Source organism: Thermocatellispora tengchongensis (assembly GCF_014202315.1).
Taxonomy (GTDB): Bacteria; Actinomycetota; Actinomycetes; order Streptosporangiales; family Streptosporangiaceae; genus Thermocatellispora; species Thermocatellispora tengchongensis.
The window spans coordinates 359,170-372,439 of record NZ_JACHGN010000003.1 but is presented as its reverse complement, the minus strand read 5'-3'; the positions used below and the strand labels follow the sequence as shown (position 1 = coordinate 372,439).

General features: G+C 75.2%; 13 protein-coding genes. 7 read left to right on the top strand and 6 right to left on the bottom strand.

Going from position 1 to position 13,270, the window contains the following annotated elements; genetic code table 11:
- The first annotated feature begins 106 nt into the window (after window positions 1-106).
- The gene (locus HNP84_RS08060; protein WP_185048742.1) at window positions 107-1,123 is read left to right on the top strand and encodes a helix-turn-helix transcriptional regulator; all 1,017 of its coding nucleotides are present in this window, start codon (window positions 107-109) and stop codon (window positions 1,121-1,123) included.
- A 12-nt stretch (window positions 1,124-1,135) separates the two neighbouring features.
- Here HNP84_RS08060 and HNP84_RS08055 read toward each other — a convergent pair whose 3' ends face one another.
- Window positions 1,136-1,594, bottom strand: coding sequence for an ATP-binding protein (locus HNP84_RS08055; RefSeq protein WP_185048741.1), 459 nt, complete (start codon window positions 1,592-1,594; stop codon window positions 1,136-1,138).
- 386 nt (window positions 1,595-1,980) lie between these two features.
- On the opposite strand from HNP84_RS08055, the gene HNP84_RS08050 reads away from it, so the two are divergent.
- Window positions 1,981-2,421, top strand: coding sequence for an adenylyltransferase/cytidyltransferase family protein (locus tag HNP84_RS08050; RefSeq protein WP_185049021.1), 441 nt, complete (start codon window positions 1,981-1,983; stop codon window positions 2,419-2,421).
- 38 nt (window positions 2,422-2,459) lie between these two features.
- Here the strand turns inward: HNP84_RS08050 and HNP84_RS08045 are convergent, their stop codons facing one another.
- Window positions 2,460-3,308, bottom strand: coding sequence for a universal stress protein (locus tag HNP84_RS08045; protein ID WP_185048740.1), 849 nt, complete (start codon window positions 3,306-3,308; stop codon window positions 2,460-2,462).
- A 236-nt stretch (window positions 3,309-3,544) separates the two neighbouring features.
- Here HNP84_RS08045 and HNP84_RS51010 point away from each other — a divergent pair, with 236 nt between their 5' ends.
- A complete protein-coding gene (locus HNP84_RS51010; RefSeq protein ID WP_221335980.1) occupies window positions 3,545-3,853 on the top strand; it encodes a collagen-like triple helix repeat-containing protein in 309 nt (102 codons plus the stop codon).
- Window positions 3,854-3,857: 4 nt separating this feature from the next.
- Here the strand turns inward: HNP84_RS51010 and HNP84_RS08035 are convergent, their stop codons facing one another.
- Window positions 3,858-4,469: a DUF1707 SHOCT-like domain-containing protein gene (locus HNP84_RS08035; protein ID WP_185048739.1), complete on the bottom strand. Its 612-nt coding sequence runs from the start codon at window positions 4,467-4,469 to the stop codon at window positions 3,858-3,860.
- Window positions 4,470-4,933: 464 nt separating this feature from the next.
- Between HNP84_RS08035 and HNP84_RS08030 the strand changes: the two genes are divergently transcribed.
- A complete protein-coding gene (locus HNP84_RS08030; protein WP_185048738.1) occupies window positions 4,934-5,191 on the top strand; it encodes a hypothetical protein in 258 nt (85 codons plus the stop codon).
- Window positions 5,192-5,209: 18 nt separating this feature from the next.
- Window positions 5,210-6,013: an acyl-CoA thioesterase domain-containing protein gene (locus HNP84_RS08025; protein ID WP_185048737.1), complete on the top strand. Its 804-nt coding sequence runs from the start codon at window positions 5,210-5,212 to the stop codon at window positions 6,011-6,013.
- Here the strand turns inward: HNP84_RS08025 and HNP84_RS08020 are convergent.
- Together HNP84_RS08020 and HNP84_RS08015 are read right to left on the bottom strand one after the other, a co-directional pair.
- The gene (locus tag HNP84_RS08020) at window positions 6,010-7,134 is read right to left on the bottom strand and encodes a hypothetical protein (protein ID WP_185048736.1); all 1,125 of its coding nucleotides are present in this window, start codon (window positions 7,132-7,134) and stop codon (window positions 6,010-6,012) included. The genes HNP84_RS08025 and HNP84_RS08020 overlap by 4 nt on opposite strands.
- Window positions 7,135-7,179: 45 nt before the next feature.
- Window positions 7,180-8,322 carry a hypothetical protein gene (locus HNP84_RS08015; RefSeq protein WP_185048735.1) on the bottom strand — a complete coding sequence of 381 codons (1,143 nt, stop codon included), beginning with the start codon at window positions 8,320-8,322 and terminating at the stop codon, window positions 7,180-7,182.
- Between the two features lie 609 nt (window positions 8,323-8,931).
- On the opposite strand from HNP84_RS08015, the gene HNP84_RS08010 reads away from it, so the two are divergent.
- Entirely contained in the window at window positions 8,932-10,191 is a 1,260-nt protein-coding gene (locus HNP84_RS08010) for an acyltransferase family protein (protein WP_221335979.1), read from the top strand.
- On the opposite strand, the gene HNP84_RS08005 is transcribed toward HNP84_RS08010, so the two are convergent.
- Window positions 10,135-12,741, bottom strand: a complete 2,607-nt coding sequence (locus HNP84_RS08005) for an ATP-binding protein (RefSeq protein WP_185048734.1) — start codon at window positions 12,739-12,741, stop codon at window positions 10,135-10,137. The two genes, HNP84_RS08010 and HNP84_RS08005, sit on opposite strands and share 57 nt — an antisense overlap.
- 207 nt (window positions 12,742-12,948) lie before the next feature.
- Between HNP84_RS08005 and HNP84_RS08000 the strand changes: the two genes are divergently transcribed.
- Complete coding sequence (locus tag HNP84_RS08000; protein ID WP_185048733.1) at window positions 12,949-13,239, top strand: Fe-S cluster assembly protein HesB; 291 nt, start codon at window positions 12,949-12,951, stop codon at window positions 13,237-13,239.
- Window positions 13,240-13,270 lie beyond the last annotated feature (31 nt).

The window sequence follows — 13,270 nt, the reverse complement described above, 5'->3', positions numbered from 1 at the left end:
CCGGCGTGATGCCGGAGAGGGTAAACAGCTGGGCAAGGCTGGGCATCGGAAGGTTTACGTATTCCCCGCCGCGGCGTACTGGGGCACTCTAGGCGGGGAGGAGACCATGGACCAGATCACCCTGAGCCCACGCCACCTCCATGCGTTCACCGAGGTGGGGTTCCAGGTCGCCGGGCACCGCGGCGCCCGAGGGGCGATGGCCGCGCTGCGCCGGGTCATCCCGCTGGACGCCTACGAGTTCGTCGCGTACGACCCGGCGACGGGGCGGCACCAGAGCCTGGTCTCCGACGGCTACGCGCGCGTGGACGGCGACGCCGCCGAGGAGTACGTCCGGCTCGACTCCTACCGCGCCGCGATGGCCGACCGCAGGCCGCTGGTCATGGGCTCGCCGGGCACCGAGCGCTACTTCCGCCGCCACCTGGAGCCGTACGGCTGGCGGGCCGGGCTGACCACGCCGCTGTTCCTGACGGGCGAGGCGGGCGAGGACGGCGGGGCGGGCGAGGAGGGGCGCTACACCGGGCTGCTGCACCTCAACGCCCGCGACCCCGACGCGTTCCCGCCGCCGACCGCCGAGCTGATCAGCGCGGTGGCCCCGACCCTGGCGCACGTCACCGACCTGCGCCGGTGCGTGATCGACCCGGTGGGGGTGCCGCCGGGGTTCCACGCCCTGGCCTACGACCGGGCCGGCACCCGGCGCGAGGTGGCCGGGGTGCCGCCGTCGGAGGCGATCACCCGGGAGCCGGCGATGGCCGAGCTGGCCCGGGAGTTCATCGACTCGCGCGAGCTGAACCGGCGCGGGCTCTGGCTCGACGCCGCGGGCACCTGGCGCGAGGTGCGGCTGCTGCGCGCCGGGGTCGGCTTCCAGGGGGCGATCCAGGGCGCGGTGATCGCCGAGCGGCCGTGCGCGCTGCCGTACGAGCTGACGGCCCGCGAGGTGGACGTGCTGACCCGGGTGGCGCGCGGCGACTCCAACCCGCAGATCGCCGCCGCGCTGGTGCTGAGCGTGCGCACCGTCACCACCCATCTGGAGCACATCTTCGCCAAGCTCGCCTGCGACAGCCGCACCCGGCTGACCACCAAGGCGCTGGCCGAGGGGCTGTGCCGGCTCGACCTGCCCGGGTGACGGCCCCTCGGCTCAGCAGTTGACGAGGCTCCCGTTCACCCGCGCGGCGGCGTGCCCGGCCGCGGGAGCGACGAGGTCCAGGGCCAGCTCGAACCACACGGTGTTGGCGCCCTCCTCCCGGATCACGCCCCAGCGCCGGGCCAGGGCCTCCAGCAGCGGCAGGCCGCGGCCGTTGGTGGCGTACAGGTTGGCGCGGCAACTGCACGGCGGCTCGATCGAGCCCTCGTCGCGCACCCGCACCCGTACGACGCCGTCGGTGCGGCTGACGCTGACGGTGAACTCACCGCCCTGGCCCGACTCGGAGTGCAGGACCGCGTTGGTGGCGATCTCGCTGGTGAGCAGCACGCAGTCGTCGTGAAGCGGATGATCTCGGCCGACGGCGGCGGAGACGAGGCGCCGCGCCCGCGCGATCTGGTCGATGGTCCCGGACAACCGGAACACGCGGTCCACGGCCGGTCCCGATGCCGGCATGTCACTCCCCGACGAGTCCATGATCCCTCCGTTACGATGTACCGCCCACGTAAGGACGCGGAGCCCGCCTAGGTCAGATGTCACGAAAAAGTAGGAGTCCGATCACCACCGGGATAGGCCGGCCATTCTCATGGAACCGCAGGTGGGACGGGGTTTTCCGGCGGTGCGGAGGGGTCTGAGGGGCCCTGCGGTGCCGCTGCGGCCCGACGGGCCGCAGGGGCCGGGGGCGTACGATGTGACGGCCCCGGGGGTCCCGGGAATGCGCACGGCCGGGGGCGACGTCATGGTGTCGGGCGGGGCGGCGCTAGTCTGCCCTCTGTCCGCGCCTGCCGTACGACGGGACGAGGGAGGGAGCGCTCTTGAGCGCCCTGGAAGCGATCTGGGTGATGCCCTATGAGCGGCCCGGGGCAGCCGTGGTCACGGGGGCCTTCGACATCCTGCACGTCGGCCACGTGCGCTTCCTGCGCGCCGTACGCGAACGCGGCCTGCCGCTGGTGGTGGGCGTGGAGGACGACGCGCGGGTGCGCGCGTGGAAGGGCCCCGACCGCCCGCTGAACACCGCCGCCGAACGCGCGGAGGTGCTCTCGGCGCTGCGCTTCGTGGACGGCGTGTTCATCGTCACCGGGCCGCCCCCGCTGAACCTCCCGGCGGAGTACATCCGCCTGCTCGCGCCGATGCGCCCGGGGGCGCTGGCCCACACCGAGGGCGACCCCCACGCCGCAGGCCGCCGCGCCGCCGCCGACATCCTGGGCGCCGAGTGCTGGGAACTGTCCGCCGTCCCCGGCCACTCGACGACCCGCATCCTCAACGCCAGCCGCAACGGCTGACCCGGTCCCCTCCGCCGCCGGACGGTCTGCGGGGGCGGTCAGCGCACCACGGCGACGGGGCGGGTCACGTGGTGGATCACGCCGTGCGAGACCGAGCCCAGCACCGCCGCGCGCAGCGCGCCGTGCCCGCGTGAGCCCACGACGACCAGGTCGGCCCCGTCGGCGGCCTCGGTGATCGCGGTCACCGGGTGGCCGGTGACGATCCGCTCCTCGATCGGCACGTCGGGGTACTTCGCGCGCCACTCCTCCAGGACCTTCCGGGCGGCCTCGGTCTGGCCCTCCAGCGCCGCCTCGGTCAGGTCGGGGTACGCCGCCATCGCGGGCGTGGCCGGGACCTGCCAGGCGTGCACCGCGCGCACCCGGGCCTTCCTGACCCGGGCCTGCTCCAGCGCGTACGCCAGCGCGGCGGACGAGTGCTCCGACAGGTCGAACCCGACCACGATCTCGCCCCGGGGCCGGTCGGGCCGCTCGCGCACGATCACCACCGGGCCGTGGGCGTGGCCCGCCACGCTCAGGCCGACCGAGCCGAGCAGCATCCCGGTGAACCCGCCGCGTCCCCGGCTGCCGAGCACGGTCTCGCTCGCCTGCTCCGCCTCCGCGAGCAGCACGGGCACGACCGCGCCGCTGAGGGCCTGGGTCTCCAGGTGCACGCCGGGCACCCGCCGCCGCGCCGTCTCTGCCGCCGCTTGCAGGATGTCGCCGGCCTCGCCGCTCAGCGCCTCGGCGAACCCGGCCACCTCCGAGTAGGGCGCCTGCAGCCCCGCCAGACCGGTGACGTGCACGATGCGCAGCCCCCGCCGCCACAGCCGCGCCTCGTCCGCGGCCCACTCCACGGCGGCCGCGGCCTGCTCCGACCCGTCGGTCGCCACCACGATCCAGTCGCTCATGACCGGTCTCTGCCCCGCACCACGATGCCGACACCGATCGTGAAGGAAACGTCAATTCGGTGGTTCTGGTCGTCCGGAACCGCTAGCGTTATCGTTAATTGTCCCTACAAATGAGACAACTCAGTTACCGCACGGTCTCATGTGGGGGTGTGGGGGCATGACAAGGGGGGCCGGCACAGCGGTGGCCGATCCACCTGCCGCCGTGCCGGCCCCCCACCGCATCGGGAGGTACTCCGATGCCGGGCAAGCGCTGGATGGGCGAGAACGGCGTCGAGGTCGAGACCGTGATGCTGCACGGCCGCGAGGTCTTCCGCGTGAGCCAGGACGACTACTTCATCGCCTACTGCGACTCGATGGAGGACGTGGCGACGTTCGTCTCGCCGCGGACTCTGGTCGAGCTCCCCGACTGGGGCGACGAGTCGGGAGAGCCCGGAGAACCCGACCAGCCCGGAGACCTCGGAGAACCCGGGGAGCCCAGAGGCCCCGGAGAGGCCAGAGAACCCGGAGAACCCGGAGAGCCCAGAGAACCCGGGGAGCCCGGGTAGGACTTCAGCGCTTCTTGCGCTTGCGCGGCCGGCCCCCGGCGCCGCCGAAGACGGCCAGGCCGCGGACGATCACGACCGGGGCGTTCGGGTCGGGCTCGGCGCTGCCCCGCACGTCGAAGCCGCCGAAGATGCCGGTGCCCTCGCAGCGGACCTCGACGCCCTCGGGCACCTTGATGTCCACGCCGCCGAACACCGCGGTGACCCGGACCTCGACCTGCGGCGACTCGAAGATCGCGTCGCTCATGTCCAGCTCGACGCCGCCGAAGACGGCGATGGCGTCGATCCTGCGCCGCACCCGCCACCGGCCTGTCCGCTGGCTGCCGCTGAAGACGGCCACGAGCTTCTCGCTCTGCCCGCCGGGGGCCGGATCGTAGGAGTACGACGCCTCGGCGGGGGCGGGCCGCGGGCGCGGCGCCACTTGCAGGTCGTGGGTGAGAACGTCCAGCTCGCCCACCGTCTTGACCTGGTAGAGCGTGTCGAGCCGCTCGGAGTACTCGTCGTGGCTGAGCTGCCCGGTGGCCATCGCCTGGCCGAGCATCTCGGCGACCCGCTCCCGGTCGGCATCGGACGCGCGAAGGTGCGAGGCTCCGTCGCGGCGCTCTGGGGGGTTTTCCATGGCAAACACGATAGTACGTGTCGGACTTGGCGAACACGGCCCATACCCTCCCGGCCCGGTCACCTGGTCCCAATTGAGTAGCACGATACTCAGGCGAAGCCACGCAGCCCCGGTCACACTGCTCCTGACCCCGGAAAGGAGCCCCATGGCCGGACGTTCCCCCCGTGCGCCCCGGCGGTTCCGTGCCGCTCTCGTCACGGCGCTCGTGCCGGTCGCCCTCTGGGCTCTCGCCGCCGCCACCCCCTCTCCGCCCGACGGCGGCACCGAGGGCGGCACCGAGAGCAGCACCGAGGGCGGCACCGGCGACGGCTTCTCCGAGACCGGCCAGGAGGCCCGGGTCAGCCCGGCGTGGGGGTATCCCGGTGACGTCGTGACGGTGAGCAGCGGCCACACCTGCTCGTTCACCGAGCGGCACGAGTTCGAGGTGTACTGGGACGGAAGGCGGCACGGCCTGCCTGGGCACGGTGCTGTTCGCGCTGATCCCGATGCACTTCATGGACGGCTTCAAGCTGCGCACGTGGAGCCGGGCCGCGTGGTGGGCGCTGTGGCCGCCGGTGGCGTTCGCGTTCGGCTACCTGACGCTGCTCACCACCGACGACCCGCCTGCTCTGACGGAGGTGGGGCCGATGCCGGCGCTGTTCCTGTCCTTCGCGGCGATCTCGGTGGCCACGTGGGCGTACGCGCGGTGGCGGCTGCGGCACCTGCTGCCCCAGAGTCAGTAGAATGATATTCTAGTATTCATGGCGGAAGACGATCCCCGGCCGGCGTTCTTCACCCGCGCCGGCGACGACCTGGTCCCCGGCCCCCACGCGCGCAGCCCGTGGGCGGCCGACATGCTGCACGGCCGCCTCGTCGGCGGCCTGGCGGCGATGGCGCTGGAGGCCGAGCACGCCGCCCCCGGGCTGCACCCGGCGCGGCTCACCGTGGACATGTTCCGCAACACCCCGCTGGTGCCGGTGCGGGTGACCACCACCAGGGTCAGAGACGGGCGCCGCATCCGGGTCGCCGACGCCCACCTCGTCACCGACCGCGGCCCGATCGGCCGGGCGAGTGTGGTGTTCCTGCGCCGGGGCGGCCCGGCGCGAGGCGAGGTGTGGGCCCCGGAGCCGTGGGCCCATCCGCCGCTGTCGGAGCTGGGCGAGCCGGCCCGCGGCGGCGCCTGGGACCCGCCGTTCGACCTGTGGTGGCTGGGCGGCTTCCGCTCAGGCGGCAGCCGTGGCCGCGCCTGGCTGCGCGAGACGCACCCCCTGGTGGCCGGCGAGCCCGTCTCCCCCTTCGTACGCGCGGCGCTGGCCGCCGACTTCACCAGCCCGCTGAGCAACGGCGGCTCGGCCGGTCTGGAGTACATCAACGCCGACTACACCCTCGCCCTCAGCCGGCTGCCGCTGGGCGAGGCGATCGGCCTGGAGTCCACCGGCCACCTCGCCGACGAGGGCGTGGCGATCGGCCACTGCGCCGTCTACGACGAGTCGGGGCCGATCGGGCACTGCACCGTGACCGCCCTGGCCAACGGCGGCCTCAGCACCGCGCCCCCGGGCGCCTAGCGGGAATCCCCCTCGGCGTCCTCCAGCGCGGGCAGGTAGGCGGAGACGGCCTCCTCCACCGGATCGATCCAGCGCGGCTCGACCCCGCGCCGCTCCAGCGCGAAGCGCACCCAGGCGCGCAGCGCCGCGGGCAGGCGCTCGCGGCGCGCGGGGTCGAGCGCGACCTTGCGCGGCAGGTGGTCGGCCAGGAACAGGGCCACCCGGCCGGGGCTCCAGGCCAGCGGGTGCGGGGTGATGGCGCCGTCGCCGTAGTCCAGGAACAGGCCGGCCAGGGAGCGGGTCACCTCGTCGTCGGGCAGACCGCGGCCGGCGGCGTATCGGGCGAAGGAGGCGATCAGCTCCTCGCGCTCCTCCGACGGGGTCGGCTCCCAGTCGGTCCAGGCGGGCAGGTGCGGACGGCACCGGGTCCAGGCGAGCGCCCGCAGCGCCGGGTACTCCCCCTGGGTGCGCCGCGGCCAGAGCGCGTCGGTCTCGCGCATCGCCGCGGCGAGGTCGGCGAGCGCGGCATCGGGGGCGACCGCGGTGATCGGCATCGGGACCTCGTCCTCCTCTCGCAGCTCGCCCCAGCGCTCCGCGGCGCCCGGCTCCAGCACGCCGAGCCTGCCGACCGTGCGCCCGCCGTTCTCCAGGACCACCGCCATCAGGGTGTGCGGGCGCGGCTCGCCGTACTCCACGAACAGCACCCGCTCGCTCTCCCACACGTCCACCGCGCGCCAGGCGGCGGCCCGGGTCCACTCGGGCAGCCCGTACCAGGACGCGGCGGGCTGGTCGATGGCCAGGATCGCGCCCGCCTCGGCCAGCATCTCGCGCGGACCCGGCGGCGCCACCCGGCCGAGCGCGGCGACCGCGGCCAGGCCGAGCGCGGTGGGCTTGGCGGTGGCCCGCCCGGCGACCTCGGTGCAGATCAGCCGCTCCGGCTCGGACTCGCCGGGCGGGGCCGCCGCCCACACCTCGCCGAGCCACCCGCTGGCCCACAACTCCACCAGCAGCACATCGTCGGCGCCCGCGACGCGCCGGGCGTCGAGCAGGATGCGGTCGGCCAGCCGCAGCCCGGTGGCCGGTCGCTGCGGACGGTTCGGCCGGCCCCGCCCCTTGGGGCGCCCTCGGCTCTTCGGACTCATGTTCCGAGTCCATCACATCCGGGCGGCGGGCACGCGCCGCGGGGATCACTCGGCGGCGCGTTCGGCGGCCGGGGCCATGCGCAGGCGGACGGCGAGACGGCGGCGGCCGTACGGGTCGAGCCGCTCCCACAGCGTGTTGGCGACCAGGTGCACGACGTTGACCGCGAACACGGCCGGGGCGATCACCGCGACGGCCTCGGGGAAGTCGCCGGCCAGCGCGAGCGCGAGCAGGATCGCGGTGATCCCGTTCTGCTGGCCGAGCGCGAGGTAGACCCGCTCCTCGCCGGACAGGCCGCGGGCGATCACGAAACCGCCCACCACGGCCTGGGCCAGGAACGCCGCCAGGCCCAGCACCAGCCCCTTGACCGGATTCACCCCCTGCACGAGCAACATCCCGGTGGCGAAGGTGGCCAGCAGGAACGCCAGCGCGGTGATCCGGTCCAGCCACCGGTCCAGCCAGGGGCGGAAGAACAGGCCCATCAGGGCCGCGCCGAGCAGCAGCAGCTCGCGTACGGCGACTGCCAGGGCCGCGACCAGCGCGACGATCGCCACCGCGCGCACCAGCCGCTCGTCCCGGGCGGGCCGCCAGGCGATCCGGTCGCGCAGCCACCGGCCGCCGAACCACACCACGGCCGCGACCGCCGCCAGCACGGCGTTCCCCCACGCGGTCATCAGGTACGCGGCCAGCCCGCCGCCCGTGCCCGAGTCGCGCAGCATCCACGCCGACAGGTAGACCGTGAGCAGCGCGGTGACCGGGTCGTCGAAGGAGGCCCAGGCCAGCAGCAGGTTCCTGGCCCGCGCGCTCATCCCCGACCCGCCGATCAGCGCGGCCACCGACAGCGGGTCGATCTGGGCCACGGCCACCGCGAACAGCAGCGAGGCGGGGTCGCGGTAGCACAGGTACATCACCAGCGCGATCAGGGCGGTCTTGAGCACCACCCCGACCGTGACGGCCAGCACGACCGTGCGCAGGTCGCGCACGACCTCGCGGGAGATGCCGTACGCGCCGGCGTACAGGCCGACGGCGAGCAGCCCGCTCACGGCGTACATGAAGGCCGGGGAGCCGGCCGAGGGGGTCAGCCCGGCCAGCGAGGCGACGGCGAACCCGGCGGCGGCGACACCGGTCGCGAGCAGCAGCCGCCGCGCCGCCCTGCCGCCGTTGCCTCGTGACGCGCTCGCGCCGGCCACGCCCACCTCCGCCGCCGCCCCGCGCAGCCGGGGCCGCCGTCATGCGATCGTCGTCGTCGCGACCGTCGATGTGATCGCCGATGTGATCGCCGTCGTGATCGCCGTCGTGATCGCCGTCGTGATCGCCGATGTGATCCAAGGCCGCCGGCCGGCGACGCTGCCCGCCGCGCCCGCGATGCTACCCGGCCGCGATCACGCCCACCATGGCCGCGAGCGCCAGAGTGTCCCGCCCCGGCCGCGGGTCGCGCGGGCAGGCGAAACCCCGGCGGCGGCCCGGAGATCCGGCTCCCGCCGTATCCGGCTCGAAATCCGGCTCGAACGCTCCCGCGCGCCCGGTCCCCGGCATCCCCTGCGGCGGGGACGGGACCTCGGGCGCCGGGACCGGGGCGTGACGTTTCCATCCGTGACAGGTCCGGTGTCACGGAATTCCGGTGCGACATATGCGGATGTGCCGGGATTGGTCGGCGGGGGACACTCGGACGGCATTCGGGGCCGCGCGGGGCCGCCGGTTTCGGCGTCCCGCCTCTTTCGCGTGGCCCGGCCTTTCCCACGGCGTGTACGCCCCCTCGCGGCGCGCGCCTCCACATACCTGAACGGGGAGTTTCGATCGTGTCTGTCCCTGCGGGCCGGCGGCGGCACGCGGCAAGAGGCGGCGGTGCGGGCGCGGCCGCCGGTGGCGAGCGGATCCAGTGGGCGGACACGGCCAAGGGCGTGTGCATCCTGCTCGTGGTGCTCTGGCACGTGGTGGCCAAGCACTACCTCCAGATCGAGTGGAAGATCGGCCTGCCGGTCCCGGGCGCCTGGGGGGCGCTGGGCGAGGCCCTGCTGCCGCTGCGCATGCCGCTGTTCTTCACGATCTCCGGGATGTTCGCGGCCGGGGCGGTGCTGCGGCCGTGGCGGATGGTGGCCAGGTCGCGGGTGGCCAAGTTCCTGTACCTGTACGCCCTGTGGCTGATGATCCACACGGCCTGGTTGTCGCTGAACCCCGGCTTCCCCACCGACCGGGCCACCAGCGTCCTGGGCCTGGTGGAGCAGCTCACGATCTCGCCGTCGAACCTGTGGTACCTGTTCGCGCTGGCCGTGTACTTCACGATCGCCAAGGTCACCCGGGGGCTCCCGCCCGCGCTGGTGCTGGTGCCCGCCCTGGCGCTGTCGGTGGCCGCCGCCGCCGAGCTGCTGCCCGTGGCCGGGAACCGGGCCGGGCTGTACCAGAACCTGGTGTTCTTCCTCGCCGGGCTGTACTTCCGCCCGCTCGTGGAGCGGGTGACGGCCAGGGCCCGCGGGCGCGACCTGCTGCTCACCGGAGCCGCGTACGGCCTGGTGCTGCTCGCCATCACGGCCCTGGGCGCGAAGACCTGGCCCGGCGTGTGGCCGGCGGCGAGCGTCGTCGCCACGCTGTTCGGCCTGATCGCGGCGGCGATGATGTGCCGGGTGCCGCTGATCTCCCGGCCGCTGTCGGCGCTCGGCCGCAGGACCCTGCCCATCTACGTGATCCACATGCCGGTGCTGGCCATGCTCGACCTGGTGCTCGCGGGCCCGCTGGCCCGGCTCGGCGCGCCCTGGTCGGCGATCGTGGCGCTGGCCGAGCCGGTGCTGCTGACCGCGTTGATCGCCTGGATCTGCCTGATGCTGGACGGCGGCCTGCGCCGCGTGCGCGCCGACCGGGTGCTGCTGGACCTGCCCGGCGGCGCCCCGGCAGGCCGGCACGCCCAGCACCCCCGATCCGTGCAGCCGGTGCAGCCCGTGCCCCCGGCACCGCCCATGCCCCCGGCACAGCCCGTGCAGCCGGTACGGGCGGCGCAGCCCGGGTGGTCACCGGCGCGTACCGGTGACCTCCTCCAGGAACCACCGTACGAGGTGCGCCCGTGAGGGCAGGTCGAGTTTGGCGCGGATGCGCTCCAGGTGGGTGTGCACGGTGCGCTCCGACACGCGCAGCCGCCGGGCGATCTCCCGGTTGGTGAGCCCGTCCGCGACCAGCTCGGCGACCTGGCGCTCCCGGCCGGTGAGGCCGCCCGGCTCCGCGTGCCGGGTGGGCGGGGTCCCGGCGTCGAGCGCGTACGCCAGCAGGTCCGTGACGTCCATGCGCCGCCCCTCCTCCTCGGCGGCGCGGGCGAGGCGGTCGGGCAGCGCCGCCCTGGCGGCCTCGGCGGCCTCGTCCATCGCCCGGCACCGATAGGCACACCCGGGCAGGCCCCGCCCGGCGCGCAGCGCCCGCGCCGCGGCGAAGATCCGCAGCGCCCGCTCCGCCGCGCCGCGCCGGGCGGCGACCGCGGCCAGGCCCTCGGCCAGGGCCGGCGTCACCGGGTTCGGCGTCAGCGGGGCCGGCGGGGCATTCCCGGACGGATGCCCGTGCTGTCCCAGGCCCTCGCGCAGGCGGGCCTCGGCGAGGCCGGGGTCGCCGCGCTCCAGGGCCAGCATGGCCGCGGTGAGCAGCCACTCCTGGGGCACCGGCCCGTCGCCCAGGGCGGTGTGCAGGGCCTGGCACTCCTCCAGCAGTGCGGCGGCCTCGTCCGGGTCGCCGGCGTCCAGGGCGTGGGCGGCCTGCCAGCGCAGGCACGCGGCGGTCTCCAGCGGGCTGCCGTGCCGCCGGACCAGCTCCACGCATCGGCGGGAGACTTCGTGCGCCTCCGCGAGGTTCCCGCCCAGGCGCAGGACGACGTGCAGCGCCCCGAGCACGCGGGCGAGCGCGAGCGGGCGCCGGCCGGGTTCCTCCAGCTCCCGCGCCTGCTCGGCCAGGGCCAGCCCCTCCGCCGGGGCGCCCCGCAGCGCGGCCAGCACCCCGGCCATGGCGAGTGCGGCGCCGCGCCCGGGATGCGCCGGGCCGGCCCAGGCCAGCGCGGCGCGCAGCGCACGCGACGCCTCCTCGGCCCGGCCGCGCCACATCAGGCAGGCCGCGGCGGCGGTGAACAGCGGCACCTGCCGGTCGTCGCCGCGCCGCCCGGCCCACTCCGCGGCGAACAGCAGGGTGTCCAGCTCTGCGGCGGCCGGTTCCACCTCCGCGCTCGCGCACAGCAGCCGGTTCGGCCCGACGAGGGGCGCGGCCAGGCCGAGCAGCCAGGGCACGAGCCGGTCGTAGGCGGCGTCCGCCTCGCCCGTCTCGGCCAGCCGCTCCCGGCCGTAGATGCGCACCGACTCGGCCATGTGGTACCGCCCGTCCGCGCGGCCGGCGTCCGCCCGCAGCAGCGACTTGGTCTGCAGCGAGCCGAGCAGGTCGCGCATCTCGTCGCGGCCGGTGCCGAGGTCGGCGCACAGCGCCAGCGCGCCGTCCACCGTGACGCCGCTCGCGAGCAGGGACGTGCGGCGCAGCACGGCCCGCTCGGGCTCGGTCAGCAGGTCGTGGCTACGGTCGAGGGAGGCCCGCAGGTCGGCGTGCCGGTCGTGCAGCCACTGGAAGCGGTCGGGCAGCCGGGCGCGCAGCGCGGCCGGCGGCATCAGCCGTACGCGGCGCGCCGCCAGCTCGATGGCCAGCGCGTTCCCGTCGAGACGGGCGCAGATCTCGGCGATGTCGGCGTCGTTGCCACGGGTCAGCTCGAAGGCCGGATCGGCGGCGCGGGCCCGCTCGACGAACAGGCGTACGGCGTCGGAGCGCAGCAGCTCGCCGCGGTCGCGCTCGCCGGGCGCGGGCAGCGACAGCTCGGGCACCGGGAACAGCGCCTCGCCCGGCGCCTCCAGCGGCTGCCTGCTGGTGACCAGCACGGTCAGGCCGGGGCAGCGGCGCAGCAGGCCGACCGCGAGCCCGGCGGCGGCGTCGAGCAGGTGCTCGCAGCCGTCCAGCACCAGCAGCGCCCGCCGCCCGGCCAGCGCCGCCGCGACCGCCTCGGCCGCGTCGTCCTCGGTCTCCGGGGCCTCCCCGGCCACGATCTCGGCGACCCGGCGCGCCACGCCGGCCCCATCGGCGAGGGAGGCGAGATCGGCGGCCAGCACGCCGCCCGGGTACGCCGCCCGCGCCGCGGCGGCCAGCTCGAAGGCGAGCCTGGTCTTGCCCGCGCCGCCCGGCCCGACCAGCGTGAGCAGGCGGGTCCGGGCGAGCAGGACCCGCAGCTCGGCCAGCTCCCGCTCACGGCCCACGAAGCGGTCCAGGGAGGCGGGGAGCCCGCCGATCCCCGCCGTGCCCCCGCTCTGCGTCCCCGGCGTGGCGTTCCCGTCCGGCGCCTCCCGCGCCGGGCCGACGTCCGGTGTCTCCCGCGCTGTGCCCACGCCCGGCGCCTCCCGCGCCGGGCGCACGGCCGGATCGCGTACGCCCGGGTCGCGTACGGCGCGCGCCGCCGCGGCCCTGCGCCGGTGCGCGCGCTGGCGGCAGGTGGCCGAGCAGAACCTCGCCCGCCGTCCGGACGCGCCGTGCCCGCGCTCGGGCAGGTCCGCCCCGCAGAACTCGCATCTTCGCGCGCCGGCCGGCCTCGCGCCGTCCTTCGCGCCCATGGGCGCCACCCCCTGAACCGACCCCGCCCAGGCGCTCAGGCTAGGCGCACTCCCATCGACGTTCTATTGACAACTGCTCACAAAGCAGGTGCCGCGGGGTGTCCGCGCCGGGGCCGCCGAAGGTAAAACTCCCCGCGGATGGGTGTGAGCGCCATATGAGCGGGCAAGGCGGACGGGTATCCCATCCGACCACGACGAGGAGTCATCGTGCTCACGCTTACCGACAACGCAGTGCAGGTGATCCGCGACCTCACCGCCCAGTCGAGTAGCTCGCAGGAGACCGGCATCCGCATCGCGTCCCAGGCCGACCAGGCGGGGAGCCTGGTTCTGTCGATCTCCGACGGGCCGGCCGCGACGGATCAGGTGATCGAGGTGGAGGGCGCCCGGGTGTTCCTCGACCCCGTGGCCGCCGACGCCCTGGACGACAAGTCGCTCGACGCCAACGTGGACCAGCAGGGCAGCCCGTCCTTCCGCCTCTCGCAGCAGACCACGGGCTGACCGGCCCGATCGGCCGGATCGCCCGGATCGC